The 21,861-nt window shown below is 64.5% G+C and carries 21 protein-coding genes; 7 read left to right on the top strand and 14 right to left on the bottom strand.

Features of this window, described 5'->3' with window-relative positions:
- Positions 1-32 precede the first annotated feature (32 nt).
- Positions 33-968 (top strand): ABC transporter permease subunit, encoded by a 936-nt coding sequence (locus RBB46_RS00920; RefSeq protein ID WP_306026953.1) that lies wholly within the window; start codon positions 33-35, stop codon positions 966-968.
- Between the two features lie 37 nt (positions 969-1,005).
- A complete protein-coding gene (locus tag RBB46_RS00915; protein ID WP_306026951.1) occupies positions 1,006-1,827 on the top strand; it encodes an ABC transporter permease in 822 nt (273 codons plus the stop codon).
- A gap of 31 nt (positions 1,828-1,858) precedes the next feature.
- Here RBB46_RS00915 and RBB46_RS00910 read toward each other — a convergent pair whose 3' ends face one another.
- Both RBB46_RS00910 and RBB46_RS00905 read right to left on the bottom strand, forming a co-directional pair.
- Positions 1,859-2,101: a DUF6460 domain-containing protein gene (locus RBB46_RS00910; protein ID WP_306026950.1), complete on the bottom strand. Its 243-nt coding sequence runs from the start codon at positions 2,099-2,101 to the stop codon at positions 1,859-1,861.
- Positions 2,102-2,230: 129 nt separating this feature from the next.
- Positions 2,231-4,030, bottom strand: a complete 1,800-nt coding sequence (locus RBB46_RS00905; RefSeq protein ID WP_306026949.1) for an AsmA-like C-terminal region-containing protein — start codon at positions 4,028-4,030, stop codon at positions 2,231-2,233.
- A gap of 327 nt (positions 4,031-4,357) precedes the next feature.
- Between RBB46_RS00905 and RBB46_RS00900 the strand changes: the two genes are divergently transcribed.
- The 3 genes from RBB46_RS00900 to RBB46_RS00890 all read left to right on the top strand — a co-directional run bounded on the left by RBB46_RS00900 (position 4,358) and on the right by RBB46_RS00890 (position 7,165).
- Positions 4,358-5,053 carry a CoA transferase subunit A gene (locus RBB46_RS00900; RefSeq protein ID WP_306026948.1) on the top strand — a complete coding sequence of 232 codons (696 nt, stop codon included), beginning with the start codon at positions 4,358-4,360 and terminating at the stop codon, positions 5,051-5,053.
- A gap of 17 nt (positions 5,054-5,070) precedes the next feature.
- A complete protein-coding gene (locus tag RBB46_RS00895) occupies positions 5,071-5,706 on the top strand; it encodes a CoA transferase subunit B (protein WP_306026947.1) in 636 nt (211 codons plus the stop codon).
- Between the two features lie 205 nt (positions 5,707-5,911).
- Entirely contained in the window at positions 5,912-7,165 is a 1,254-nt protein-coding gene (locus RBB46_RS00890) for a diguanylate cyclase (RefSeq protein WP_306026946.1), read from the top strand.
- Between the two features lie 27 nt (positions 7,166-7,192).
- Here RBB46_RS00890 and RBB46_RS00885 read toward each other — a convergent pair whose 3' ends face one another.
- Entirely contained in the window at positions 7,193-7,942 is a 750-nt protein-coding gene (locus RBB46_RS00885; protein WP_306026945.1) for an SDR family oxidoreductase, read from the bottom strand.
- Positions 7,943-7,979: 37 nt separating this feature from the next.
- Complete coding sequence (locus RBB46_RS00880; protein WP_306026944.1) at positions 7,980-9,434, bottom strand: aldehyde dehydrogenase family protein; 1,455 nt, start codon at positions 9,432-9,434, stop codon at positions 7,980-7,982.
- Between the two features lie 267 nt (positions 9,435-9,701).
- On the opposite strand from RBB46_RS00880, the gene msrA reads away from it, so the two are divergent.
- A complete protein-coding gene (msrA, locus tag RBB46_RS00875; protein ID WP_306026943.1) occupies positions 9,702-10,292 on the top strand; it encodes a peptide-methionine (S)-S-oxide reductase MsrA in 591 nt (196 codons plus the stop codon).
- Positions 10,293-10,331: 39 nt separating this feature from the next.
- Here the strand turns inward: msrA and RBB46_RS00870 are convergent, their stop codons facing one another.
- From RBB46_RS00870 to cysG, 9 genes are all read right to left on the bottom strand, one after another.
- Positions 10,332-11,540, bottom strand: coding sequence for a lytic murein transglycosylase (locus RBB46_RS00870; protein ID WP_306026942.1), 1,209 nt, complete (start codon positions 11,538-11,540; stop codon positions 10,332-10,334).
- An 84-nt stretch (positions 11,541-11,624) separates the two neighbouring features.
- Complete coding sequence (locus RBB46_RS00865) at positions 11,625-12,629, bottom strand: NADP-dependent oxidoreductase (protein ID WP_306026941.1); 1,005 nt, start codon at positions 12,627-12,629, stop codon at positions 11,625-11,627.
- Positions 12,630-12,666: 37 nt separating this feature from the next.
- Entirely contained in the window at positions 12,667-13,299 is a 633-nt protein-coding gene (locus RBB46_RS00860; RefSeq protein ID WP_306026940.1) for an NUDIX domain-containing protein, read from the bottom strand.
- Positions 13,300-13,375: 76 nt separating this feature from the next.
- Complete coding sequence (locus tag RBB46_RS00855; RefSeq protein WP_306026939.1) at positions 13,376-14,188, bottom strand: ferredoxin--NADP reductase; 813 nt, start codon at positions 14,186-14,188, stop codon at positions 13,376-13,378.
- An 82-nt stretch (positions 14,189-14,270) separates the two neighbouring features.
- Positions 14,271-14,795 carry a DUF934 domain-containing protein gene (locus tag RBB46_RS00850; protein WP_306026938.1) on the bottom strand — a complete coding sequence of 175 codons (525 nt, stop codon included), beginning with the start codon at positions 14,793-14,795 and terminating at the stop codon, positions 14,271-14,273.
- A gap of 2 nt (positions 14,796-14,797) precedes the next feature.
- Positions 14,798-15,544: a phosphoadenylyl-sulfate reductase gene (locus RBB46_RS00845; RefSeq protein WP_306026937.1), complete on the bottom strand. Its 747-nt coding sequence runs from the start codon at positions 15,542-15,544 to the stop codon at positions 14,798-14,800.
- Complete coding sequence (locus RBB46_RS00840) at positions 15,531-17,186, bottom strand: nitrite/sulfite reductase (RefSeq protein ID WP_306026936.1); 1,656 nt, start codon at positions 17,184-17,186, stop codon at positions 15,531-15,533. The genes RBB46_RS00845 and RBB46_RS00840 overlap by 14 nt, the downstream gene beginning before the upstream one ends.
- A gap of 91 nt (positions 17,187-17,277) precedes the next feature.
- Complete coding sequence (locus tag RBB46_RS00835) at positions 17,278-17,583, bottom strand: DUF2849 domain-containing protein (protein ID WP_306026935.1); 306 nt, start codon at positions 17,581-17,583, stop codon at positions 17,278-17,280.
- A 22-nt stretch (positions 17,584-17,605) separates the two neighbouring features.
- Positions 17,606-19,051, bottom strand: a complete 1,446-nt coding sequence (cysG, locus tag RBB46_RS00830) for a siroheme synthase CysG (protein ID WP_306026934.1) — start codon at positions 19,049-19,051, stop codon at positions 17,606-17,608.
- A 614-nt stretch (positions 19,052-19,665) separates the two neighbouring features.
- On the opposite strand from cysG, the gene RBB46_RS00825 reads away from it, so the two are divergent.
- Positions 19,666-20,442, top strand: coding sequence for an HAD family hydrolase (locus tag RBB46_RS00825; RefSeq protein WP_306026933.1), 777 nt, complete (start codon positions 19,666-19,668; stop codon positions 20,440-20,442).
- A 228-nt stretch (positions 20,443-20,670) separates the two neighbouring features.
- On the opposite strand, the gene RBB46_RS00820 is transcribed toward RBB46_RS00825, so the two are convergent.
- On the bottom strand, positions 20,671-21,837 hold the full coding sequence (locus RBB46_RS00820) for an acetyl-CoA acetyltransferase (RefSeq protein ID WP_306026932.1): 1,167 nt from the start codon (positions 21,835-21,837) through the stop codon (positions 20,671-20,673).
- Positions 21,838-21,861: the final 24 nt, after the last annotated feature.

Below are 21,861 nucleotides of genomic sequence, written 5' to 3'. Positions count from 1 at the left end.
ATCCGCGCAAGAGGGAATGAGGGGAGAGCGGGATGAGCGAGACGGCTGCCGCGCCACAGGCAAAGCCCCGACGCAGCGTGGGCGGATGGCTGCTGATCGCCATCCCCTATGCCTGGCTGCTGGTCTTCTTCCTCGCGCCCTTCTTCATCGTCTTCAAGATATCGCTGTCGGAAATCGCGGTGGCGATCCCGCCCTATATTCCGAATTTCGACCCCGCAGCGGGCTGGGAGGGGTTCACCGAAATGCTCGGGGCCTTCTCCTTCGACAATTATGTCTGGCTGACGGAGGACGACCTTTACTGGAAATCCTACCTGTCCAGCGTCTCCATCGCCGCAATCTCCACACTGATCACGCTGATCGTCGGGTTTCCGCTGGCCTACGGCATGGCGCGGGCTCCGAAGGAATGGCGCGCCACGCTGTTGATGCTGGTCATCCTGCCGTTCTGGACCAGCTTCCTGATCCGCGTCTATGCGTGGATCGGCATCCTCAAGAACGAGGGGCTGCTCAACCAGTTGCTGCTTTCCCTGGGACTGATCGATCAGCCGCTGACGATCCTCAACACCAACATCGCCGTCTATATCGGCATCGTCTATTCCTACCTGCCCTTCCTCGTATTGCCGCTCTACGCCAACCTGGAGAAACTCGACACGAGCCTGCTGGAAGCGGCAGCGGATCTTGGCTGTCCTCCGTGGCGCAGTTTCTGGTCGATCACCGTGCCGCTTGCCCTACCGGGAGTTCTGGCCGGCTGCTTTCTCGTCTTCATCCCTGCCGTCGGCGAATTCGTCATTCCCGATCTGCTTGGCGGGTCGGAAACGCTGATGATCGGCAAGACGCTGTGGACCGAGTTCTTCAACAATCGCGACTGGCCGGTTTCCTCCGCCGTCGCGGTGATCCTGCTGCTGATCCTGGTGGTGCCGATCGTGCTCTTCCAGAACCAGCAGCAGAAGGCGGCGGAGAGAGGCCTGTGACGGACATGACGGCCGCAACACCGGGAGGCACGCTCTGATGCGCCAGGGTCCTAGCTGGTTCAACGTGACATCGCTGGTACTGGGCTTTGCGTTCCTCTACCTGCCGATCGTCCTGCTCGTCGTCTATTCCTTCAATGAATCGCGCCTGGTCACGGTCTGGGGCGGGTTCTCGACGCGCTGGTATGCCGGGCTTCTCGACAACCAGCAGCTCCTCGACGCTGCCTGGGTAACGGCGCGCGTCGCCTTTTTCTCCGCCACGATCGCCACGGTGTTCGGCACGCTGGCCGCCATGGTGCTTGCCCGGTCGGGCCGCTTCCTCGGCCGCACGCTTTTTTCCGGCATGGTCTATGCGCCACTGGTCATGCCGGAAGTGATCCTCGGCCTGTCGCTGCTGCTGCTCTTCGTCGCGGTCGACCAGGCGCGCGGCTTCTGGACGATCATCATCGCCCACACGACTTTTGCCATGTGCTACGTCGCCGTCGTCGTGCAGTCGCGGTTGGCGGGTTTCGACCGGTCGCTGGAAGAGGCGGCACAGGACCTCGGCTGCCCGCCGTTCCGTACCTTTTTCGCCGTCACCCTGCCGATCATCCTGCCCGGCGTCGTTGCCGGCTGGATGCTGGCCTTCACCCTGTCGCTCGACGACCTCGTCATCGCCAGTTTCACCACCGGGCCGGAGGCAACCACCCTTCCGATGAAGATCTATTCGCAGGTGCGTCTGGGTGTGACGCCGGAGATCAACGCGGTATGTACCATCCTTGTCGGGCTGGTCACCGTCGTGGTCGTCTTCGCCTCGATCATCACCAGACGCCAGGAGGCGGCCAGGGCCCGCGACATGCGTCAGGCGGAAGCCCAGCTTTGAAACGACGGCCTTGTCGCCATCGAGAGGTTGGTCAGCCGCGCGGCGGGCGGAAGAGGTAGATCACCAGCCAGACCGGCAGCACGATCATCGAACCGAGAATGATGTTGGGAAGCGCCCATCGCCAGGTGCGGACCGCATAGTCGGCAAGCTCCTCCGGCGTCAGCCCCGCACCCGCGAGCAGGTCGGCCGCGGACACATCGAATTCCGCAAGCACGGCACCCGTGATCAGCGAAACCAGACCGATCTTCAGCACTGTCGACAAGAAGCGCAGCAAAGGCCCCCACCTTCTTGAAATCGCTGCCAGCCCGCGGCGGTCGCGGCTCTCCTGTCTTCATATCGCGTTTGCGCAACAAGGCGAAGCCTTTCGCAGCGACGTTCCGCACCTAGCGGCCCGGGGGAAAGATCAACGGCGGGAGGCGTCGTCGTTGCGTATCAGGTCGGGAAGAAGACGTGGCGCAGTGAGGGTGCCCCGCAGTAGCACCGGCGTTCGCGGATCTCCTTCTTCGCGGCCAGGCGTTTGGGAGCCGTCAACCTGCACCGCCTCGCCAGGGTTCTCGACCGGCTGCTTCATCAGGTGGCCGCGCAGTGACAGGGCCATGTCCGGCAACGACACGCGACCGCTGGCCGTCAGCACGTGGTCGGCGGTTTCCGCCGTCACCTGGTCAACACGCATGGCGGCCTCGCCGACCTCTCCCTGGACATCTATCTTCTCGAACACCCCGGAGCCGGACACCGGCGCATCGCCGTTCCCGGTCAGACGCTGGAACACTGAGGTCGGTTCGGCGCCCGCGAAGCGGGCACCGGACAGCGACAGACTTGCCGTGGTGCTGGCCGAAGCCAGCACCTCCTCGACGTTCATGCCCCGGCCCACACGGTCAAGCCGCCCGCCCACCCTGCCGGAAAGAATTTCCGGCAGGGTTTCAGAACGCGGCAGCGCCTCGGCCGACAGATTGGCGGCGATCATCTTCATCGAAAAATCGAGAAAACCGCTCTCCTGGTCCGGCTTGAGCCGGCCGGCCAGCTCGACCGTGCCCCCGGCGACCGCCGTCTCGCTCAGGTCAAGCGAGAGGTCGCCGTCGCGCAGTCGCAACGACAAGCCTCCCGGACCGCCCGAGAGCGGTCCCAAGACCAACTGCGTGGCCGAGAGGCGCAGATCCAGATCGAACTGGCTCAAGACGTCCCGCAGCGGCCACTGGCGCCAGGCGCCGCCCGGCGCACCGGGCGCGGCAATGCCCAGCAACTCTCCGAACTCCCTGGCATAGACGGACATGTCGAAGCGCTCGAAGGCCAGCGTTCCGTCCATGCGCGCCCGCCCGCCGCCCGCATCCAGGCCGAGACGCCCCTCCCCGACATTGCCGTCGAGTTCCAGCCTTGCCGTGTCGAGATTGATCGCCGTGAGCGAAACGGTGCCCGTGCCCGTCAACCGGGCGGCGCCGAACGCTGCATCGCCCGCGAGCTCCCTGCCGAAACGGGCCGCCAGCCCCCGCAGGTCGCTGGCCGAGAACTCGATCGCTCCCTCGATGCGCCCCGACCCGGCAGGACGGACCTCGCCGTCGATACGCAGCGATGCAAGCGGGGCGGCAATCGAAACGGAAACGCGTCCGCTTCCCTCTCCCGCCAGGATCGCCTTGTCGGCGAGGCTCACCCCGAACTCTACTGCCTGGTCCATGGCCGTCAGCGAGCCGCGGATCGTCGCACCGGGATCATTGGGTGCGGCGCGCAGGGCCACCTCCCGCCAGCGCGGGCGTTTCTCCTCGCCGAAGAACACGGTGCCGCCGGACAGGGAGACCGGGTGCTGAAGGAGGCGCCGGAACTCCGCGCCGAGCCGACCGGCATCCGCAAGGCGTGCTGGCGCCGTGGCCGAGGCCACACGGATACGCGCACCCGAAACGGCCATGGCCGACATGCGGACCTCGCCCAGGAGGAGCGCGGAAACATCGACCTGAATGTCGATCCGCTCCGCCTCGACCAACCACGCACCGTCCAGGCTTTGCAGACGCACGTCGCGCAACACGAGCCCTGGTCCGGAGGCGATGGTGGCGCGCGGCGCCTCGCCCACCCGAACCGACACATCGAGCCAGTCCGCCAGTTCGCTTTCCACGCGCAGGCGTGCACGGTCGCTCGATACCAGCGCAAACCCCGCGATACCGGCGGCTGTGACGAGAACGAGCAGTATGATCAGGCTCGCCAGGAGGCGCTTCATGATGCAGTCCGGTTCGGCGCTGGTGGTTTCGGCGATCTGCGCAAGGAGCCGGAGGCAATCGCGAACGGCACATGCAATCGTGCGCCGGACTGCCTCGAACGCCCGTCCCCCTGCTTGCATACCGGGATAGGAGGTCTGGCGCGCGGGTTCAAGGTCCGCACGCGCGAAAAGCCTCGCGTGACGCATCGCGCTTGAGAAGATATCGCAAGGACGCTATCACAGGTCGCCTGACGAACGGTTCATATTGCCAGGCGGGCCTGTGCCCGAAACCCAAGCGGCCGGCGGATGCAACCGATTGCATGGAGACGCTGATGCGAGGAGATGCCCATGAGTAAAATCTACCCCGACGCGGCCGCCGCGCTTGAGGGGCTGACGTTCGACGGAATGGTTGTGATGGCCGGCGGCTTCGGCCTTTGCGGCATTCCCGAGAACCTGATCGCAGCCCTTCGCGACAGCGGCGCCAAGGATATCACCGCAATATCGAACAATGCCGGCGTCGACGATTTCGGTCTCGGCCTTCTCCTCCAGACACGCCAGATCAGCAAGATGATCTCGTCCTATGTCGGCGAGAACGCGACGTTCGAACGGCAGTATCTCAACGGCGAGCTGCAGCTTGAGTTCAACCCGCAAGGGACGCTTGCCGAGCGCATTCGCGCCGGCGGCGCCGGCATCCCCGGCTTCTACACCAAGACGGGCGTCGGCACGCTGATCGCCGAGGGCAAGGAGCACAAGGATTTCAACGGCGAGACCTACATCATGGAAACCGGCCTCGTCGCCGACGTTTCCCTGGTCAAGGCGTGGAAGGCGGACAAGGAAGGCAACCTGATCTACCGGAAGACCGCCCGCAACTTCAATCCGATGATGGCGACGGCCGGCCGCAAGACGCTGGTCGAGGTCGAGGAGATTGTCGAGATCGGCGAGCTCGATCCGGACAACATCCACACGCCCGGCATCTTCGTCGACCGCATCATTCTCGGCCAGCACGAGAAGCGGATCGAGAAGCGCACCACCCGCGCCGCCTGAGGACAAGGAGAACAGACATGGCCTGGACTCGCGACGAGATGGCTCAGCGCGCCGCGCAGGAGCTGGAAGACGGTTTCTACGTCAACCTCGGCATCGGCATTCCGACGCTGGTTTCCAACTACATTCCCCAAGGCGTGCACGTCACGCTCCAATCCGAGAACGGCATGCTCGGCATGGGTCCCTTCCCGACCGACGACGAGGTCGATCCCGACCTCATCAACGCCGGCAAGCAGACGATTACCGAACTGCCTCAGACGAGCTATTTCTCCTCGGCAGACAGTTTCGGCATGATCCGAGGCGGCCATATCGACCTGTCGATCCTCGGCGCGATGGAAGTTTCCGAAAAGGGCGACCTCGCCAACTGGATGATCCCGGGCAAGATGGTCAAAGGCATGGGCGGCGCGATGGACCTGGTCGCCGGCGTCAAGCGCGTCGTGGTGATCATGGACCATACCTCGAAAGGCGGCGACCCGAAGCTGCTCGAGGACTGCACCCTTCCGCTGACCGGCGTGCGCTGCGTCGACCGCATCATCACCAATCTCGGCGTCTTCGACGTGACGGATGACGGCTTGACGCTGGTCGAGCTGGCCAGCGGCGTCACCGCCGAGGAAGTCATGGCAAGCACCAAGGCAAAGCTGACGGTGCCCGCCTGAGACCATTGCTGACAAACCGGCGGGGCGGGCGGTTGCCGCTTGCCCTGCCAGGGTCATGACGAGGGAACCGGATTTCCCGATCGCCCATGATATCTGCCGGACCCGCAATTTCCCGCATGAACCCAACAGCGATTCGGTAAACGCTTCCTTTACCCCTGTTGCGCAAGTCTACCCGTCCCAGGGACGCGATTTGGACTGAAGGCATATGGGACAAGTATTGCTTGTAGAGGACGCCTCGTTCTTCGAGCGCGTCATCCGCCGCCAACTCAGCGAAATTCACGGGCTCGAGGTGGTATCCGCCACCAACCGCGCGGAGGCCGAGGCCCTGCTCGCGCGGCCGGACTTCAATCCGGTCGTTGCATTGGTCGACCTCACCCTTCCGGACGCCCCCGACGGCGAGATCGTCGACGTGACGCTCGCCGCGGACCTGCCTACCATCGTGTTTTCGGGTCGGTTCGACCAGACCCTCCGCCACACCCTGCTCAACAAGGGCATCGTCGACTACATCCTGAAGGACAGTCCGGCGAGCCTCACTTATCTGACGACTCTGGTGCAGCGGGTCTATGCCAACCGCCATATCGACGCGCTTGTCGTCGACGACAGCCGGGTCGACACCGAAGTCATCGCCCGCCGCCTGTCGCTTTACCAGTTGCGCGTGCATACGGCCCCCAACCACGAGACGGCGATCGCGATGCTCGACACGATCGAGAATCTGCGACTGGTGATCCTCGACTATGTCCTGCCGAGCGTCGACGGGTTCGAGATCCTCCGCGCCATCCGGGGACGCCAGGGAATGAACGAACTGGCCGTGATCGGCCTGTCGGGCAAGGCGGGACCGGAAGTCATCGCGCGCTTCCTGAAGTCCGGCGCCAACGACTTCCTGCCGAAATCCTGCACGCCAGAAGAATTCATGCTCAGGATTTCACAGAACCTCGACATGCTCGACCGCATCCAGACGCTCTCGACGATGGCGCACGGCGACGCGTTGAGCGGCCTTTCCAACCGCCGGCACCTGTTTTCGGAAGGCAATGCGCTGTTCGACAAGACACGGCGCGGCGGCGAGGAAATCGCGGTCGCCGCAATCGACATCGACACGTTCAAGTCGGTCAATGACCGCCACGGCCATGAACAGGGCGACGAGTTGATCCGGATGTTCGGCACGATCCTGCGCGGCGCCTGTCCGCAACGCGCCTTTCCCGCGCGTCTTGGCGGCGACGAGTTCTGCGTGTTGCTGCCGGGGCTGCCTGCTCCGGACTGCATGGCCTTCATCGAGAAGGTCCGGGCCGAGCTCTCCGGGCTGACCGGCGCCGGAGGCCAGTTGAAGTCGCTCGGTCCGGTGACGATCAGCGTGGGCGTGTCAAGCGGCACCGAGGCGAACCTCCATGCCGCCCTCAGGATCGCGGACATGCGCCTTTATGAGGCCAAGCACGGCGGCCGCAACCGGACGGTTGCCTCCTGACGTCAGGACACAGGCGCGGGCCACCGCTCAAACGCAGCGGCCGCCGTCCACTTCCAGTGCGACGCCGGTGATGAAGGCCGCTTCGTCGGAGGCAAGCCAAAGCGCCGCCCCGGCCATGTCGTCCGGTCGCGACAACCGACCGAGCGGGATTGATGCCTGGAATTGCGTCCGCTTCTCCGGCGTATCCTCCCCCATGAAGAGATGCAGCATGCCCGTCTCGCCCGCGACAGGGCAGAGCGCGTTGACGCGGATATTGTCCGGCGCCAGTTCCACCGCCATCGACTTGCTGGCGGTGATCGCCCAGCCCTTGGATGCGTTGTACCAGGTGAGGCCGGGACGCGGACGCAGCCCGGCGGTCGATGCCGTGTTGATGATCGAACCACCGCCACGCGCGCGCATCATCGGAACGGCAACGAGGGCCGCGAGGTAGATCGCCTTGGCGTTCACGGCCAGGATACGGTCGAACATCTCCTCGTCGATATCCAGCATCGAGCCATTGCGATGGGTATAGCCGGCATTGTTGACGAGGACATCAAGGCCGCCAAACGCTTGGGCTGCCGCGCACATGTCCTGGACATCTGCCATGACCGTGACATCGGCCCGCACGGCCCGCGCGGCCGGGCCAATATCCGCCGCAACCCGCTCCGCCGCTTCGCCGTTTATGTCCGCGACGACGACGCTGGCGCCTTCCTCGGCAAAGCGACGGGCGATCCCCTCGCCAAACCCGGATCCCGCGCCGGTCACAACCGCGACCTTGCCCTCAAGCCTTCCAGCCATTCCCCGATGCTCCTCTTGCAATCTCCTGCCCGGCAATTCAGCCGTGGCTTACAACAATGGTCTTCAGCGCCGAAAATTCACGCAGCGCCTCAAATCCCTTTTCGCGGCCGTGGCCGGATTTCTTGAACCCGCCGAAGGGAAGTTCCACGCCGCCGCCCGCGCCATATCCGTTGACGAAGACCTGGCCCGAACGCACCGCCCGGGCGACGCGCATGGCGCGCGCGCTGTCGCGCGTCCACACGCCGGCCACCAGCCCGTACTCCGTGCCGTTGGCGATCTGCACCGCTTCCGCTTCGTCCCGGAACGGGATGACCGCGAGGACCGGACCGAAGACCTCCTCGCGCGCAAGACGCGCATCAAGCGGCACGGGGCCGTAGACCCGGGCGGGAACATAGAAGCCGTGCTGCGAACTGTCCGGAGCCACGGTCCCTTCCGCAATCAGCGGCACCCCGGCTTTTGCCGCGTCTTCCGCAAAATCTGCAACACGGCGTGCCTGCGCCGCGTTGATCAGCGGCCCGAGATCGAGATCACGGTCATGCGGTCCGCTGACAAGCGCACGGAAACTCTGGCGCAACCGCTCCATGACCGTATCGAGGTGACTGGCCTCGACGAGAAGCCGGCTGCCGGCGGAGCAGGTCTGGCCGCAATTCTGGATGATGGCATTGAGGACGACCGGCAGCGCGGCCTCGAGATCCGCATCGGCAAAAAGGATCTGCGGCGACTTGCCGCCAAGCTCCAGAGTGCAACCGATATGGTTCTTGGCCGCCGCGGTCTGGATCAGCGTTCCGACCTCGGGCGAGCCCGTGAATGTAAGGAAATCAAGTTCCGGGTGATTGGAAAGCGCCGCTCCCGCCTCCTCGCCAAGGCCCGTGACCACATTCCAGACGCCGGCTGGGAGACCTGCCTCAAGCGCCAGTTCAGCGATCCTGACAACGGAGAGACAGGCATCCTCTGCCGGCTTCATCACCAGGGTGTTCCCCATGGCGAGCGCAGCACCGGCAACGCGGGCCATGATCTGCGCCGGATAGTTCCATGGCACCACCGAGCCGACAACGCCGTGAGGCTCTCGCAGGGTCATGGCCAGAAAACCGGTCTGCACGGGCAGCGTCTCGCCAGTCACCTTGTCAGCCGCTCCCCCGTAGAACTCGAAGTAGCGCGCGGCAGCGACAATGTCCGCCCGGCCCTGCCGCAGCGGCTTGCCGGTGTCCCGGGACTCCAGCGCGGCCAGTTCGTCCTCATTCTCGCGGATCAACGAGGATAGCCGCGACAGGATACGGCCGCGCTCGACAGACGGCGTCGCCGGCCAGCCGTCCTTGTCAAAGGCGCGCCTTGCCGCGACGACAGCCCGGCCGACATCAGCCGCATCGCAACGCGGGACAGTCGCGAAGATCTGGCCGTCGCTCGGACAGACCATCTCGATGCGGCCGCCGGTGACCGAGGCGGCCAACTTGCCATCGATCACAGCCTCGTAGTGGGTGATGTGCGTCTGCAAGGCTTGCGCTCCCATTTGTCATATGAATGCACGTTTGCCGGACCGTAGCCGATGACCCATGACCCGGCAATCAGCTCATATCCCTTTCCACATCCCGAGGATGTGAAGTCGGCGGCGCTTGATCGCAAGCCCGACGGCGCCAAACTCAGGATAGGCACGGCCATCAAGCGGGAGGCGGACATGCAGACCCAGATACATTCAGGACACGGATCAACCGGGAGCCAAAGACGGGTCCACGCACTGTTAGCGCCACTCGTCCTTGCGCTCATGCTTCTGCTTTCAGGAGGAGGTGCGGCGCGCGCAGCAGACGCCGAGACGGCAATTTTCGCAGGTGGCTGCTTCTGGTGCGTCGAGGCCGATTTCGACAAGATCCCCGGCGTCATCGAGACGGTCTCCGGCTACACCGGCGGTCATACACAGAACCCGACCTACAAGCAGGTGACAGGTGGCGACACCGGCCATTACGAGGCGGTGCGCATCCGGTTCGACCCGGACAAAGTCGGCTACGCGGAACTGGTCTCCGCCCTTCTCAGAAGCGTCGACCCGACAGATGACGGCGGCCAGTTCTGCGACCGAGGTGCCTCCTATCGCACCGCGATTTTCACGCTGGACGCTCGCCAGCAGCGGGTGGCCGAGGCACAGAAGGCGGACGCGGCAAACCAGCTCGGCACGAAGATCGTAACCCCGGTCCTGGAGGCGGGAGCCTTCTACCCGGCAGAAGACTATCATCAGGACTTCCATGAGCGCGCGCCGCGCCGCTACACCTATTATCGCTGGTCCTGCGGCCGCGACAAGCAGGTCAAGAAGATCTGGGGCGCCGATGCCTACAAGGGGATTCCCGGCAAGCCGGGCAGTTGATCCCGGCAAACGTCCGCCCTACGGCGGACCAGAAATCTGCTACCTGCCACCCAGCGCCTTGTAGATCCGCTGACCGGGACGACCGGTCTGGGGAAAGCCGAAGCGAGCCTCCGCCTGCCGGATTCCCGCCCGTGTTGCCGCTCCGACCCTGCCGTCGGCCTCACCGATGTCGTATCCGGCGCGCAGCAGCAGTTTCTGCAGCTCAAGCCGCTCGGCCCGCGACAGGCCGGGATCTGCGGTGGGCCAATCGACCTTGAACGGCCCCGCCCCGCGCAGCCTGTCGGCGAGATGCGAAATGGCGAGCGCATAGCTCTCCGCGACATTGTAGGAGTAGATCGCGTCAAAATTCTTGAAAACGAGGAATGCAGGTCCTTCCGCGCCCGCCGGCAGCAACAGCCCCGCATCGGCGGCGCCGGTCAGGTCGCCGCCATCAAGATGACGCACACCGCGTTTGCCCCACGCCGTGACACTTGCCCGCTTCTTTCGTCCCGAAGGGCCGCTGTAGCCTTTCGGCAGTTTCACCTCATAGCCCCAGGGCATGCCGGTAACCCATCCGGATTTCTTGAGGTAGTTGGCGGTGGAGGCAAGCGCGTCCGGCACAGAGTTGACGAGGTCCTTGCGGCCATCGCCATCGAAGTCGACAGCCAGGCGCCGGTAGGTGGACGGCATGAATTGGGTCTGTCCGAAGGCCCCGGCCCAGGACCCCTGGAGATCGGACAGGCGCACATCCCTGCGATCGACGATCTTCAGGATCTCTATCAGTTCCGAACGGAAATACTTTGCACGGCGTCCGGCGCAGGCGACATTGGCAAGCGCATGCGGGACGTGGAAGTCTCCCCGGAACTGGCCGTAATCGCTCTCCACGCCCCAGACGGCGACGACGATATGGCGATCGACGCCATATCGCTTCTCGACATTGGCGAGCGTCGTCGCGTGGCGACGCAGCATCGCGCGTCCGTCTTCGATCCGGGCGTCATCGACAAGGAACGCGAGATAGTCCCAGATCGGGGTCTTGTACTCGGGTTGGCTCGTCGAGAAACGCACCGCCTTCTCGTCATAGGCAACGTCCCGCAAGGCCGCCTCGACGGTCGATCTGCTCACGCCCGCTTTCACGGCCTGCGACCGGATCGCGGCGACACAGCTGTCGAGGGAGGCGAAGGCGGGCTCCGTCAGGCCCATGCAGACGCTGATCACGCCCGCCAGCACGGCGGCGCCAAGTCCGGTATGGCCAAATCCGATAAGACGCATCGTGCTCCCCCGCCTCAATGATAGTCGGCGAACCCGATTTGGCCGCGCCTTCTTGTCAGCACGATGGCGCCCGCCGAGCCAGCGTCAGACCCTGAGGCTGAGCTTGCCGAAATTTCCGCCCGTATAGAGAAGGTTCAGCGTCTCGGGGAACGCATCAATGCCGCCATCGCGCACGTCCTCGCGGAAGCGAAGCTTTTCCTGGACGATCCACTGGGAGAGGTCGGCCAGCGCGATCGGGTTCTCACGCGCGAAATCGAAGACGATGAAGCCCTGCATCTTCAGCCGCATGGTCAGGAGAAAACGCAGGTTTGCCGGCCCGGGCGGCGGGGTCGTCGCCGTATAGGAGGAAATCAGCCCGCAAACGGCGATCCGGCCGAACGGGTTCATCAGGGGCAGCACGGCGTCCAGGATCGGGCCGCCAACATTCTCGAAATCAACGTCAATGCCGTTCGGGCAGGCGGCGGCAAGATCGCCGGCGAGGTTGCCCGCCTTGTAGTCGACCGCCGTGTCGAAGCCGTCTTCCTCGACGAGCGCACGGCACTTCTCCGGGCCGCCGGCTATGCCCACGGCGCGGCACCCTTTGATCCTGGCGATCTGCCCGACAATCGAGCCCACCGCTCCGGAGGCCGCGGAGACGACCACCGTGTCGCCCTCCTTCGCCTCGGCAACCCGCAGGAGCCCGAAATAGGCCGTCAGCCCCGGCATGCCAAGACCGCCAATCCATGTCTGCAGTGGCGCGATCGACGTGTCCGCCCGCTGAACGCCCTTGCCGTCGGAAATCGCGTGGGTTTGCGCCCCGAACAGGCCAACGACCGCATCGCCCTCATGAAAGTCCGGGTGACGGGATGCTTCGACCGTTCCGGCGGAAAAGGCGCGCATGACATCGCCAAGTCCCACCGGCGGCACATAGGAGCGCCCGTCATTGACCCAACCGCGCATCGCCGGGTCGAGCGACACGAATTGCGCGCGGACACGGAACTCGCCCTCGCCGGGCTCGGGCACCGTCTCGTCGCGAATCTCGAAACAGTCCGGGCTCACGAGACCGGGGGCTGGGCGTTTGACGAGACGCACGACACGGTTCATCGGCATGGGCAATTCCTCGAGGTTTGCGGGCGGGACCCGCAGGTTACGAGAAAAGCTCCGGCTGGCGCAACTGCAGCGCCTGGACAAGCAGCATCGTCTTGGCGTCGGCAATCTCGCCGGCGCTTACGAGGGCGGCGAGTTCCGCCAGGGGTCGTTCCAGCACCACAATATCCTCGCCGTCATCCGCAAGGCCGCCGCCGCCGGAGATCCGGTCTCCGGCACCATACGTTCCCAGATAGAGACTCAGTTTCTCGGTCAGCGCACCGGGCGAGGCGAAGACATCGCCCACATGCTCCATCTCGCGAACCGAAATGCCGACCTCTTCCGCGACCTCCCGCCGCGCGGCCGACTGCGCATCCTCGCCAGGATCGATATGCCCCGCCGGAACCTCGGTGAGATATCCGTCATGATCGTCCCGGGCGAATAGCGGAACGCGCAACTGCCGCGCCAGCATCGCAACACGGCGCACCGGATCATAGGGGAGGATTGCAACAACGTCCGTGCGAGTCTGGTACTCGCGCGAGATGGTCTGCTTGCCGCCATCCGCGGTCGAGTGCTCGACCGTCATTTCGCGATAGCTGCCAAAGCCCTCGAAAAGGGTCTTCCGGTCGATCACACGGACCGCATCCGTCTGGCCGCAATCCGCTGCCAGTTCCCCGTCGTCACGTTCGTTCATAGAACCCCTCATGGTATCGCGCGTGTCGACACTCATGTCAGGCACCGGGGGCCAGTGCAAGCGTGCCTCTACGGCATCAGCCGACGAAGGCGCGCTCGATCACGAACTCGGCCGGCCGGTTGTTGGCGCCTTCGGTAAGGCCGGCGGCCTCGAGCAATGCCTTGGTGTCCTTCAGCATGGCCATCGACCCGCAGATCATCGCCCTGTCAACGGCCGGATCGAGCGGCAGCACGCCAAGCTTCCGGAAAAGCTCGCCATTTTCAATCAAGGTAGTGATACGGCCGGTCGTTTCGTAAGGTTCCCGGGTCGTCGACGTAAAGAGACGCAGGCGATCGGCGGCGTATTCCCCGATCAACGGGTCTTCCTTGGCGGCCGCGACCGTTTCCTTGGAATAGGCAAGCTCCGCAACGAAACGACAGGAATGGGTGACAATCACCTCATCGAACTTCTCATAGGTTTCCGGATCGCGAATGAGACTTGCGAATGGCGCGAAGCCCGTGCCGGTCGAGAACATGTAAAGCCGCTTGCCGGTGATCAGCGCGTCGTTGACGAGCGTTCCGGTCGGCTTCTTCTTCATCAGGACCTTGTCGCCGACCTTGATCTTCTGCAGATGCTGGGTAAGCGGTCCGTCGGGCACCTTGATGGAGAAGAACTCGAGCTCCTCGTCCCACGACGGCGAGGCGATGGAATAGGCCCTGAACACCGGTTTTTCGCCGATCGCCAGGCCGATCATCACGAACTCGCCGGAACGGAAGCGGAAGCTCGCCGGCCGCGTCATGCGGAAACGAAACAGATCGTCCGTGTAGTGCTGGACTTCGGTCACCGTCTCGGCGGTGGCGCCGGCAGGAACGGCGTCCGCAAGATCGCCGGCAAGATTGACCACATTCATCCGCTTCATCCTCAAGTCTGTCTGGGAACATCCATGGAGCGTGCCGCGCGCGGCAGAATAACCGCCCGGCCGAGCCCTGGCATCAGGAAAGCTGCGCACCTGACGGGCGCCGCGCCCAGTATCGGGCACCGGCCGGCACCTCGTCTGAGCGTTCCGAAGGTTGAAGGTATAGAGGCACGTCGACATCATGACCAGCCTCGAGCGCCCGGATCGTCGGCTCATTAGAGACCGCGAAACCGTCGAAGCCGACGCGCCGCATCAGCGGAATCTGGTCGAGCAGCACATCGCCGACCGCCCTTACCTCGCCGGTAAAGCCGAGGCGCTGGCGTAGAAGCCGGGCCGTCGAATAGCCCCGCCCGTCCGAGAACTTCTCGAACGCCACGGCCACGAGCGTCAGTCCGGCCAAATGTGGGGCGAGGAGTTGGGGATCCTCGTGAGCCTTTACCAGCACCGCGAAACGCGGCTCGGAACGCCCTGCCCCGGCCAGTTCCAGGAAGCGCGCGAGCGGCAGGATGAGGCGCCCGGTCTCAGGTACCGCATCCTCGTCGCCGAGCAGCAGCCAGTCATCGGCGACAAACCCGCCGGCGCGATAAAGTCTTGCGGCCATGATCAGATCCCGGCTCCCTGTTCGTTTTCGAGCGGCAGCGCGAAATGAATGCCGCATTCCGTCTTTTCCTGCCCCCTCCAGCGACCAGCACGCGGGTCCTCACCTTCAGCAACCGGGCTGGTGCAGGGCATGCAGCCGATTGAGGGATATCCCTTGGCAACCAGAGGATGGGGCGGAAGACCTTGCTCCACGACATAAGCCCGCAGGTCCGAGGGGTCCCAGTCGGCAAGCGGGTTGACCTTCACCCGGCCACCTTCCGCCTCGAAGAGCGGGATGTCCGAGCGGCTGCTGGCCTGAAACCGCTTGCGGCCGGAAATCCAGGCATCGAAACCCTTCAGGCCGCGCGCCAGCGGTCGCACCTTGCGGATGTCACAGCAGGCATCCGTGTTGCCCATCCACAGCATGCCGGCCGGATCCTCGGCGGCAAGGTCGGCGGGGTCCGGCGTCAGCGTGCGCACGTCACTCAGGCCGAAGCGCTCCACCAGCAGATCCCGGTAGCGCAATGTGTCGGGAAACAGCTTCTTCGTGTCGATGAACAACACCGGAATATCCGCATCGACCCGCGAAACGAGATGCAGCAGCACCGCCGCCTCGGCCCCGAAGGAGGAGACCATGGCAAGACCTTCGCCGTAACGCTCGCGCGCGGCGGCGATGACCTCCATGGCGGAGGCTCCCTGGTGGCGCTGCGCCAGGGTAAGCGCCTCGAATGCCGCATCCGGTTCGGGCAGCAGGACTTCAGGCTGAGCCATAGAGAGCCTCCTTGAAGGGCGCATCGCCAACCCGGCGATAGGCGGCGAGAAAGTCTTCCGCCGGATCGCTTCTCAGATCGACATAGGTGTCGACCACCTTCTCGATGGCATCGACGATCTCGTCATAGGAAAAGCCGCGTCCGATGATCTCGCCAACGGACGTGTTCTCGTCGGCCGAGCCGCCAAGGGTGATCTGGTAGTATTCCTCGCCCTTCTTCTCCACGCCCAGAATACCGATATGGCCGACATGGTGGTGACCACAGGCATTGATGCAGCCGGAGATCTTGATCTTCAGGTCGCCGATGTCGCGCTGGCGCTGGAGCGAGGCGAAACGCTCCGAGATACGCTGCGCAACCGGGATCGAGCGCGCGGTGGCAAGCGCGCAATAGTCCATGCCCGGGCAGGCGATGATGTCTGTCACAAGGCCCGCATTGGCATCGCCGAGGCCGGCCCCGACCAGCACCGCGAAGACGGCCGGAATGTCGGACTTGCGCACATGCGGCAGGACGAGGTTCTGCTCGTGACTGACGCGGATCTCGTTGTGGCCGTAACGCTCGGCGAGGTCGGCAACGACTTCCATCTGCTCCGCCGTCGCATCGCCCGGCGCCTTGCCGACCGGCTTCAGCGAGATCGTGATGCTGGCATGGCCGGCACCGTGGTGCGCATGGACATTGCACTCGGCAAAGGCGGCAAGCGCCGGATCGGCGGCCACGGCCCGCTCGAACGCCTCGTCATCCGCGCCGGCGTCAAGCTCCGGCGGCGCGAAGTATCCCACGATGCGGTCGATCTCGGCCTGCGGCAGGTCGAGCACGCCGCCCCGGATCTCCTCGAACTCGCGCTCGATATCGGCCTTGAGCGTTTCCAGACCGGTTTCATGCACGAGAATCTTGATGCGTGCCTTGTACTTGTTGTCGCGGCGACCGTAGCGGTTGTAGACGCGCAGGATCGCCTCGCTGTAGGCAAGCAGGTCCTCCTCGGGGAGGAAATCGCGAACCTTGCGGCCGACCATCGGCGTGCGGCCCAGACCACCGCCGACAAAGACGGTGAAGCCGATATTGCCGTCGGCACCGCGCACCGCCTGCAGACCGATATCGTGAACCTGCACCGCTGCACGGTCGTGCGGAGCACCGGTGACCGCGATCTTGAACTTGCGCGGCAGGAACGAGAACTCCGGATGCAGCGACGACCACTGGCGCAGGATCTCGGCATAGGGGCGCGGGTCGACGATCTCGTCGGCGGCGGCTCCCGAGAAGTGATCCGCCGTGACATTCCGAATGCAGTTGCCCGAGGTCTGGATGGCGTGCATCTCGACTTCGGCAAGCTGCTCGAGGATATCGGGAATGTCCTTCAGCCGCGGCCAGTTGAACTGGATGTTCTGACGCGTGGTGAAATGGCCGTATCCACGGTCATAGGTGCGCGCGATATGGGCGAGACGGCGCATCTGCCGCGCATCCAGCGTGCCGTAAGGAATGGCAATCCGCAGCATGTAGGCATGGAGCTGCAGATAGACGCCGTTCATCAGCCGCAGCGGCTTGAACTGGTCCTCGGTCAGATCGCCGGCGAGCCGGCGCCGCACCTGGTCGCGAAACTGCTCGACCCGTGCCGAAACGAAATGCGCATCGAATTCGTCGTAGCGATACATCGCTGTCTCCTGGATCGGCAGGCGCCGCGCATCCAGCGCCGGCGGCCCGAAGTCTGTCTGGTCTGGGTTGCCGGGTATCCGCTCCGCCTGCTCAGGCGGCCGAAACCTCGCGGCGGGCTTGCTTGCCAAGGTCGAGGCGCGTCGTCGGCCCCTTGGCGCGGATCCGTTCGCGGAACCGGACCGGTACGATCTCGTTATCCTCCCGCCGCAGGTCGATCAGGTACGGCTCGACAATCAGCCGCTGGGCAACGGCCTCGATCCCCAGCGCCTCTGCCTCGGCAATCGCCTCGGCGTTCTCCAGCAAACGGGCGACATCCAGCGTCTCGACCCACTGGCCGGCACGGCCCAGCCAGACAACCTCGCCATCGATCAGACGGTTGGCAGTAAGAGCTTTCATGCAGTCGTTCCTTATGGCGTGCTCAAGCGGCGGCGACGGCTCGGGAGGCGAGCATCGCGCGCAAGGGCTGGCTTTCGGGTAGATCGGCGTGGCCGACCGCCTTGCCGATGACGATGAGTGCGGGCCCTGTCACGTCGTCGCGCCCTTCAAAGGCCGCGAGATCGCAAAGCGTCCCGGCATAGAGGGTTTCGCCCCGCTGCGCGGCGTTCTCCACCACCACGACAGGGGTCTCGGCGGCAAGCCCGGCTTCAGCCAGACGTTCGGCGACGCGCGCGGCAACACTGCGCCCCATGTAGACGGCCACCGTGGCACCGCCCATGGCGAGCCCCGCCCAGCCGGGCAAGGTGTCGCCGGAGCGGTCATGACCGGTCGCAAACACCAGATCGGAGGCAATGCCACGCAACGTCAGCGGAATGCGCGCACTGGCGGCCGCGGCAAGCGCCGCCGTCACGCCGGGAACGATGTCATAGGCGACACCGGCCTCGCGCAGCGCCGCCATTTCCTCGCCGGCACGCCCGAAGACCAGCGGATCACCCGCCTTCAGGCGGACAACGCGGCGCCCGAGCGCGGCTTCGCGCACCAGGATCGCGTTGATCTGCGCCTGAGACACCGAATGCGCGCCCTTGCGCTTGCCGACCGCGATGCGCTCCGCATCGCGCCGACCCATCGCAATCACTTCGCCTGGAACCAGCGCGTCATGGACAATGACATCGGCTTCCTGAAGCACACGCTGCGCGCGCAAGGTGAGAAGGTCCTCGGCGCCCGGCCCCGCGCCCACGAGCCAGACGAAACCGGCATCGTCGCTGCGGCTGTTGAGCAGGCGCTGCGCCTCGGCGCGGGCCACGTCCGGCCGCCCCGCCTGCAGATGCGCAGCCACGGGACTGGAAAAGAAGCGCGCCCAGAAGCGGCGACGCTCCGCGGCGCCGACGATCACCCGGGCGACCGTGTCGCGAAAGCTCTCGGCCAGGCGAGCGAGATCGCCGGTCTCGCGCGGCAACAGCGCCTCGATGCGGGCACGAATGTGACGTGCCAGCACCGGTCCGACACCCGTCGAGGTGATCGCGATGGCAACCGGCGCGCGGTTGACGAGCGCGCCGACATAGAAGTCGCAAAGCTCCGGACGATCGACCGCATTGGCGGGAATACCGAGTTTCCGGGCCGCTTCGACGACAGCCGTATCCTGTCTTTCCTCGCCGCTCGCGGCGAAGACCAACGCAGCGCCCTCGAGGAGCCCGGGCTGGAACCTGGCACGAACCCATACGCCACCTGCGGTGTCGAGAGCCGCGGCCACCGCAGGCTTTATCCGCGGGGCGATAACCTCGATCCGCGCCCGCGTCTCGGCCAGAAGCCGAACCTTGGCAGCAGCCTCCTCTGCGGAGCCGACCACCACAACCCGACGTCCCTCGACCTTGTGAAAGGTCGGGAAGACGGCAAGCTTTCGATTTGCTGCGTCATCCTGGCGGGTCATTCGGCGCGGTCTCCGGCTGAATTCTGAGTGAACCTACAGATAGAGGCTCACGTGCCGATCCGCCGGGCATGGCATTTCAAACGAGACGAGAAGAGGAGAAAAAACATCCCCGGGCGGGCATGTCGACACGGCAAAGGCAATGCCGCGCCCCTGCCGGCCGACGATTTCCCATGCGGAAAATATCCGTGCGAAGGTTCCTCAGGTGAAACGCCGCCCGCCACGGCTTTCCGGTTCTGCCGGCGCTGCCATCCGTTCACGGCGCACCGCACCGATACACGTCTTGCACCTGCGGGCATCGCATCCAGAGAGGTGTCATGTCAGAGACGTGCCTGCCGCCACGGCGCGGACCGTGGGCGGTTCGCGCAATATTACCACCTCTGGTTTCTCTTCGCCTGCACCACCAGCATGTGGTTACAAGTTATTGCAAGACACCAACGCAACCAAACCAAAATCCAGAGACGCACATTCATTTCGTGCAGGCCGATGTTTTTATTTGAATCGAACGCGAATGACTTCAACTCGCAACCATATTTTTCACAACGACAGGAAAATTAGATTCTGCAACGAATCAATTTCAAGGATGCTACTATTGTTTCGAGGCCTAGCACTCTTGGTTGATTCTCGCATCCGGACAACTAATACTACGCTGTCGCGAGACGTTTCAATCAAATCAATATCGAGTGAATCCCGTGGTAAAAGCTATTTTCTTTGATGTATTCGGCACCGTAATCGACTGGCGTAAAGGACTTGCCCATGGTTTCGAGCGGGCCTTTGCCAAGAGCGGTCGTGAGATCAGTTCCCACGCGCTGGCGGACGCCTGGTATCAGGCCTACAGAGCCCGTGTGCGGGATCCGCTTGCTCAGGATGTGCGCGGTGACGAAGTCGCAAGCGCATCCCTGCAGGATGTTCTGGAAACCGGGAAACTTGATCGGGTCCTTGGCGACAAGGACACAGCGCAACTTGCAAGCAGCTGGCAACGGCTGCCGTCCTGGCCCGACAGCGTTCCCGGTTTACGGGCATTGCGCCGCGAATACGTCATTGCCCCTTGCACGGACATCCCGACCTCGACCATGACCTGGCTTGCCAAGCATGCCGGCCTGCCTTGGGACCTGGTTCTGGGAACCGATCTGGTCGGCGAGGGCCGGCGTGGCGGGTTGCTGGCCGGGGCGGTGCAGGCGATCGGCCTCACACCGGGCGAGGTCATGTACGCCTCAGCCCACAATGCCGATCTTGCCGTTGCACGCAGCGCCGGCCTGAAGACGGCCTTCTTTGCCAGGCCGAAAGAATTTGGAGCCGAGCAGACCCACGACCTTGCACCTGAGGATTCATGGGAAGTCGTGGCTTTCGACCTGCTCGACCTCGCCCGGCACATGGAATCGGCGATCTATTGAGCCGGCGCGCGGCAAAGGGAAAAGCAAACGGCGCGGAAGCCGTTGCCCCGCGCCGCGATCATCTGCACATATCATCCGCCCGACCAGGCATGTTCGCTCGCCCAAACCCGGGGTCGGTTCCCGGCGCGCATCCGTGCGATGCCAATGCCGATGACCGAAACGCCCGCGCCCCGACCCGAGGTTGTGCCGTTTCCCGACAGGCCTGGAACGAGCTCCCGATCCAGCTCGTTAGCGCAGCGGTTGCAACACCGACACGTAGTTGGCGACAGCCGCTCCACCCATGTTGAAAATGCCGCCGAGCCCGGCGTTCTTGACCTGGATATCGCCGGCCGTACCGGTCAGCTGCATTGCCGAGAGGACATGCATCGAGACCCCGGTGGCTCCGATCGGATGTCCCTTGGCCTTCAGCCCGCCAGAGGGATTGACCGGCAAACGCCCGTCCGGCTGCGTCCAGCCTTCCAGGATGGCGCGGTGGCCTTCGCCCGGCTTCGTTAACCCCATCGCCTCGTACTCTATCAGCTCCGCGATCGTGAAGCAGTCATGCGTCTCGACAAACGAGAGGTCGTCAAGGCCGACGCCGGCTGCCGACAACGCCCGCCGCCAGGCTTCGCCGCAGCCCTCGAACGCAAGGATGTCGCGCTTCGACATGGGCAGGAAGTCCTGGACATGCGAAAGGCCACGGAATGCAACCGCCTTCTTGCGTCCCAGCGCCGTTTCGACATCGGTGAGCACCAGAGCTGCCGCGCCGTCGGAGACGAGCGAGCAGTCGGTGCGCTTCAGCGGGCCAGCGACGAACGGGTTCTTCTCGCTTTCGGCGCGGCAGAACTCGAAGCCCAGGTCCTTGCGCATCTGTGCATAGGGATTGCTGACACCGTTCTTGTGGTTCTTCGCCGCGATCGCGGCCAGCGCGTCCGAGCGGTCACCGTATTTCTGGAAATAGCCTTGCGCGATCTTGCCGAAGACGCCGGCGAATCCGCCCGGCGTGTCGCCGTCCTCCGGCAGATAGGACGCCTTGAGCAGGTTTTTACCGATCTCCGGGCCAGGTGTCGTGGTCATCTGCTCGACGCCGACGACGAGCACCACGCGCGCCTCGCGGGAATTGATCGCCCGCACCCCCTGATGGACCGCGGCCGAACCAGTTGCACAGGCGTTCTCGACCCGCGTCGCACGCTTGAACCGCAGGGCCGGATCGGCCTGAAGAACCAGGGACGCGGTAAAGTCCTGCGCCGAGAAGCCGGCGTTGAAATGACCGAGCACGATCTCGTCGATATCGCCGGGTTCGAAGCCCGCATCGGCAATCGCATCGCGCGCGACGGTGACGATGAGGCTCTCGACGCTTTCCTCGGAATGCTTGCCGAACGGCGTATGCGCCCAGCCAACGATCGCTGCAGTCATGGCATTGCTCCCTCGCGGTACCGC

Origin of the sequence: Stappia sp. MMSF_3263 (genome assembly GCF_030733745.1) — a bacterium.
Classification (GTDB): Bacteria; Pseudomonadota; Alphaproteobacteria; order Rhizobiales; family Stappiaceae; genus Stappia.
This window is presented reverse-complemented; position numbering and strand designations above follow the sequence as displayed.

Coding starts and splice junctions, on each gene's coding strand:
- RBB46_RS00920 (WP_306026953.1), top strand. CDS start 33: ATGAGCGAGACGGCTGCCGCGCCACAGGCAAAGCCCCGACGCAGCGTG.
- RBB46_RS00915 (WP_306026951.1), top strand. CDS start 1,006: ATGCGCCAGGGTCCTAGCTGGTTCAACGTGACATCGCTGGTACTGGGC.
- RBB46_RS00905 (WP_306026949.1), bottom strand. CDS start 4,030: ATGAAGCGCCTCCTGGCGAGCCTGATCATACTGCTCGTTCTCGTCACA.
- RBB46_RS00900 (WP_306026948.1), top strand. CDS start 4,358: ATGAGTAAAATCTACCCCGACGCGGCCGCCGCGCTTGAGGGGCTGACG.
- RBB46_RS00895 (WP_306026947.1), top strand. CDS start 5,071: ATGGCCTGGACTCGCGACGAGATGGCTCAGCGCGCCGCGCAGGAGCTG.
- RBB46_RS00890 (WP_306026946.1), top strand. CDS start 5,912: ATGGGACAAGTATTGCTTGTAGAGGACGCCTCGTTCTTCGAGCGCGTC.
- RBB46_RS00885 (WP_306026945.1), bottom strand. CDS start 7,942: ATGGCTGGAAGGCTTGAGGGCAAGGTCGCGGTTGTGACCGGCGCGGGA.
- msrA (WP_306026943.1), top strand. CDS start 9,702: ATGCTTCTGCTTTCAGGAGGAGGTGCGGCGCGCGCAGCAGACGCCGAG.
- RBB46_RS00870 (WP_306026942.1), bottom strand. CDS start 11,540: ATGCGTCTTATCGGATTTGGCCATACCGGACTTGGCGCCGCCGTGCTG.
- RBB46_RS00865 (WP_306026941.1), bottom strand. CDS start 12,629: ATGCCGATGAACCGTGTCGTGCGTCTCGTCAAACGCCCAGCCCCCGGT.
- RBB46_RS00860 (WP_306026940.1), bottom strand. CDS start 13,299: ATGAACGAACGTGACGACGGGGAACTGGCAGCGGATTGCGGCCAGACG.
- RBB46_RS00855 (WP_306026939.1), bottom strand. CDS start 14,188: ATGAATGTGGTCAATCTTGCCGGCGATCTTGCGGACGCCGTTCCTGCC.
- RBB46_RS00850 (WP_306026938.1), bottom strand. CDS start 14,795: ATGGCCGCAAGACTTTATCGCGCCGGCGGGTTTGTCGCCGATGACTGG.
- RBB46_RS00845 (WP_306026937.1), bottom strand. CDS start 15,544: ATGGCTCAGCCTGAAGTCCTGCTGCCCGAACCGGATGCGGCATTCGAG.
- RBB46_RS00840 (WP_306026936.1), bottom strand. CDS start 17,186: ATGTATCGCTACGACGAATTCGATGCGCATTTCGTTTCGGCACGGGTC.
- RBB46_RS00835 (WP_306026935.1), bottom strand. CDS start 17,583: ATGAAAGCTCTTACTGCCAACCGTCTGATCGATGGCGAGGTTGTCTGG.
- cysG (WP_306026934.1), bottom strand. CDS start 19,051: ATGACCCGCCAGGATGACGCAGCAAATCGAAAGCTTGCCGTCTTCCCG.
- RBB46_RS00820 (WP_306026932.1), bottom strand. CDS start 21,837: ATGACTGCAGCGATCGTTGGCTGGGCGCATACGCCGTTCGGCAAGCAT.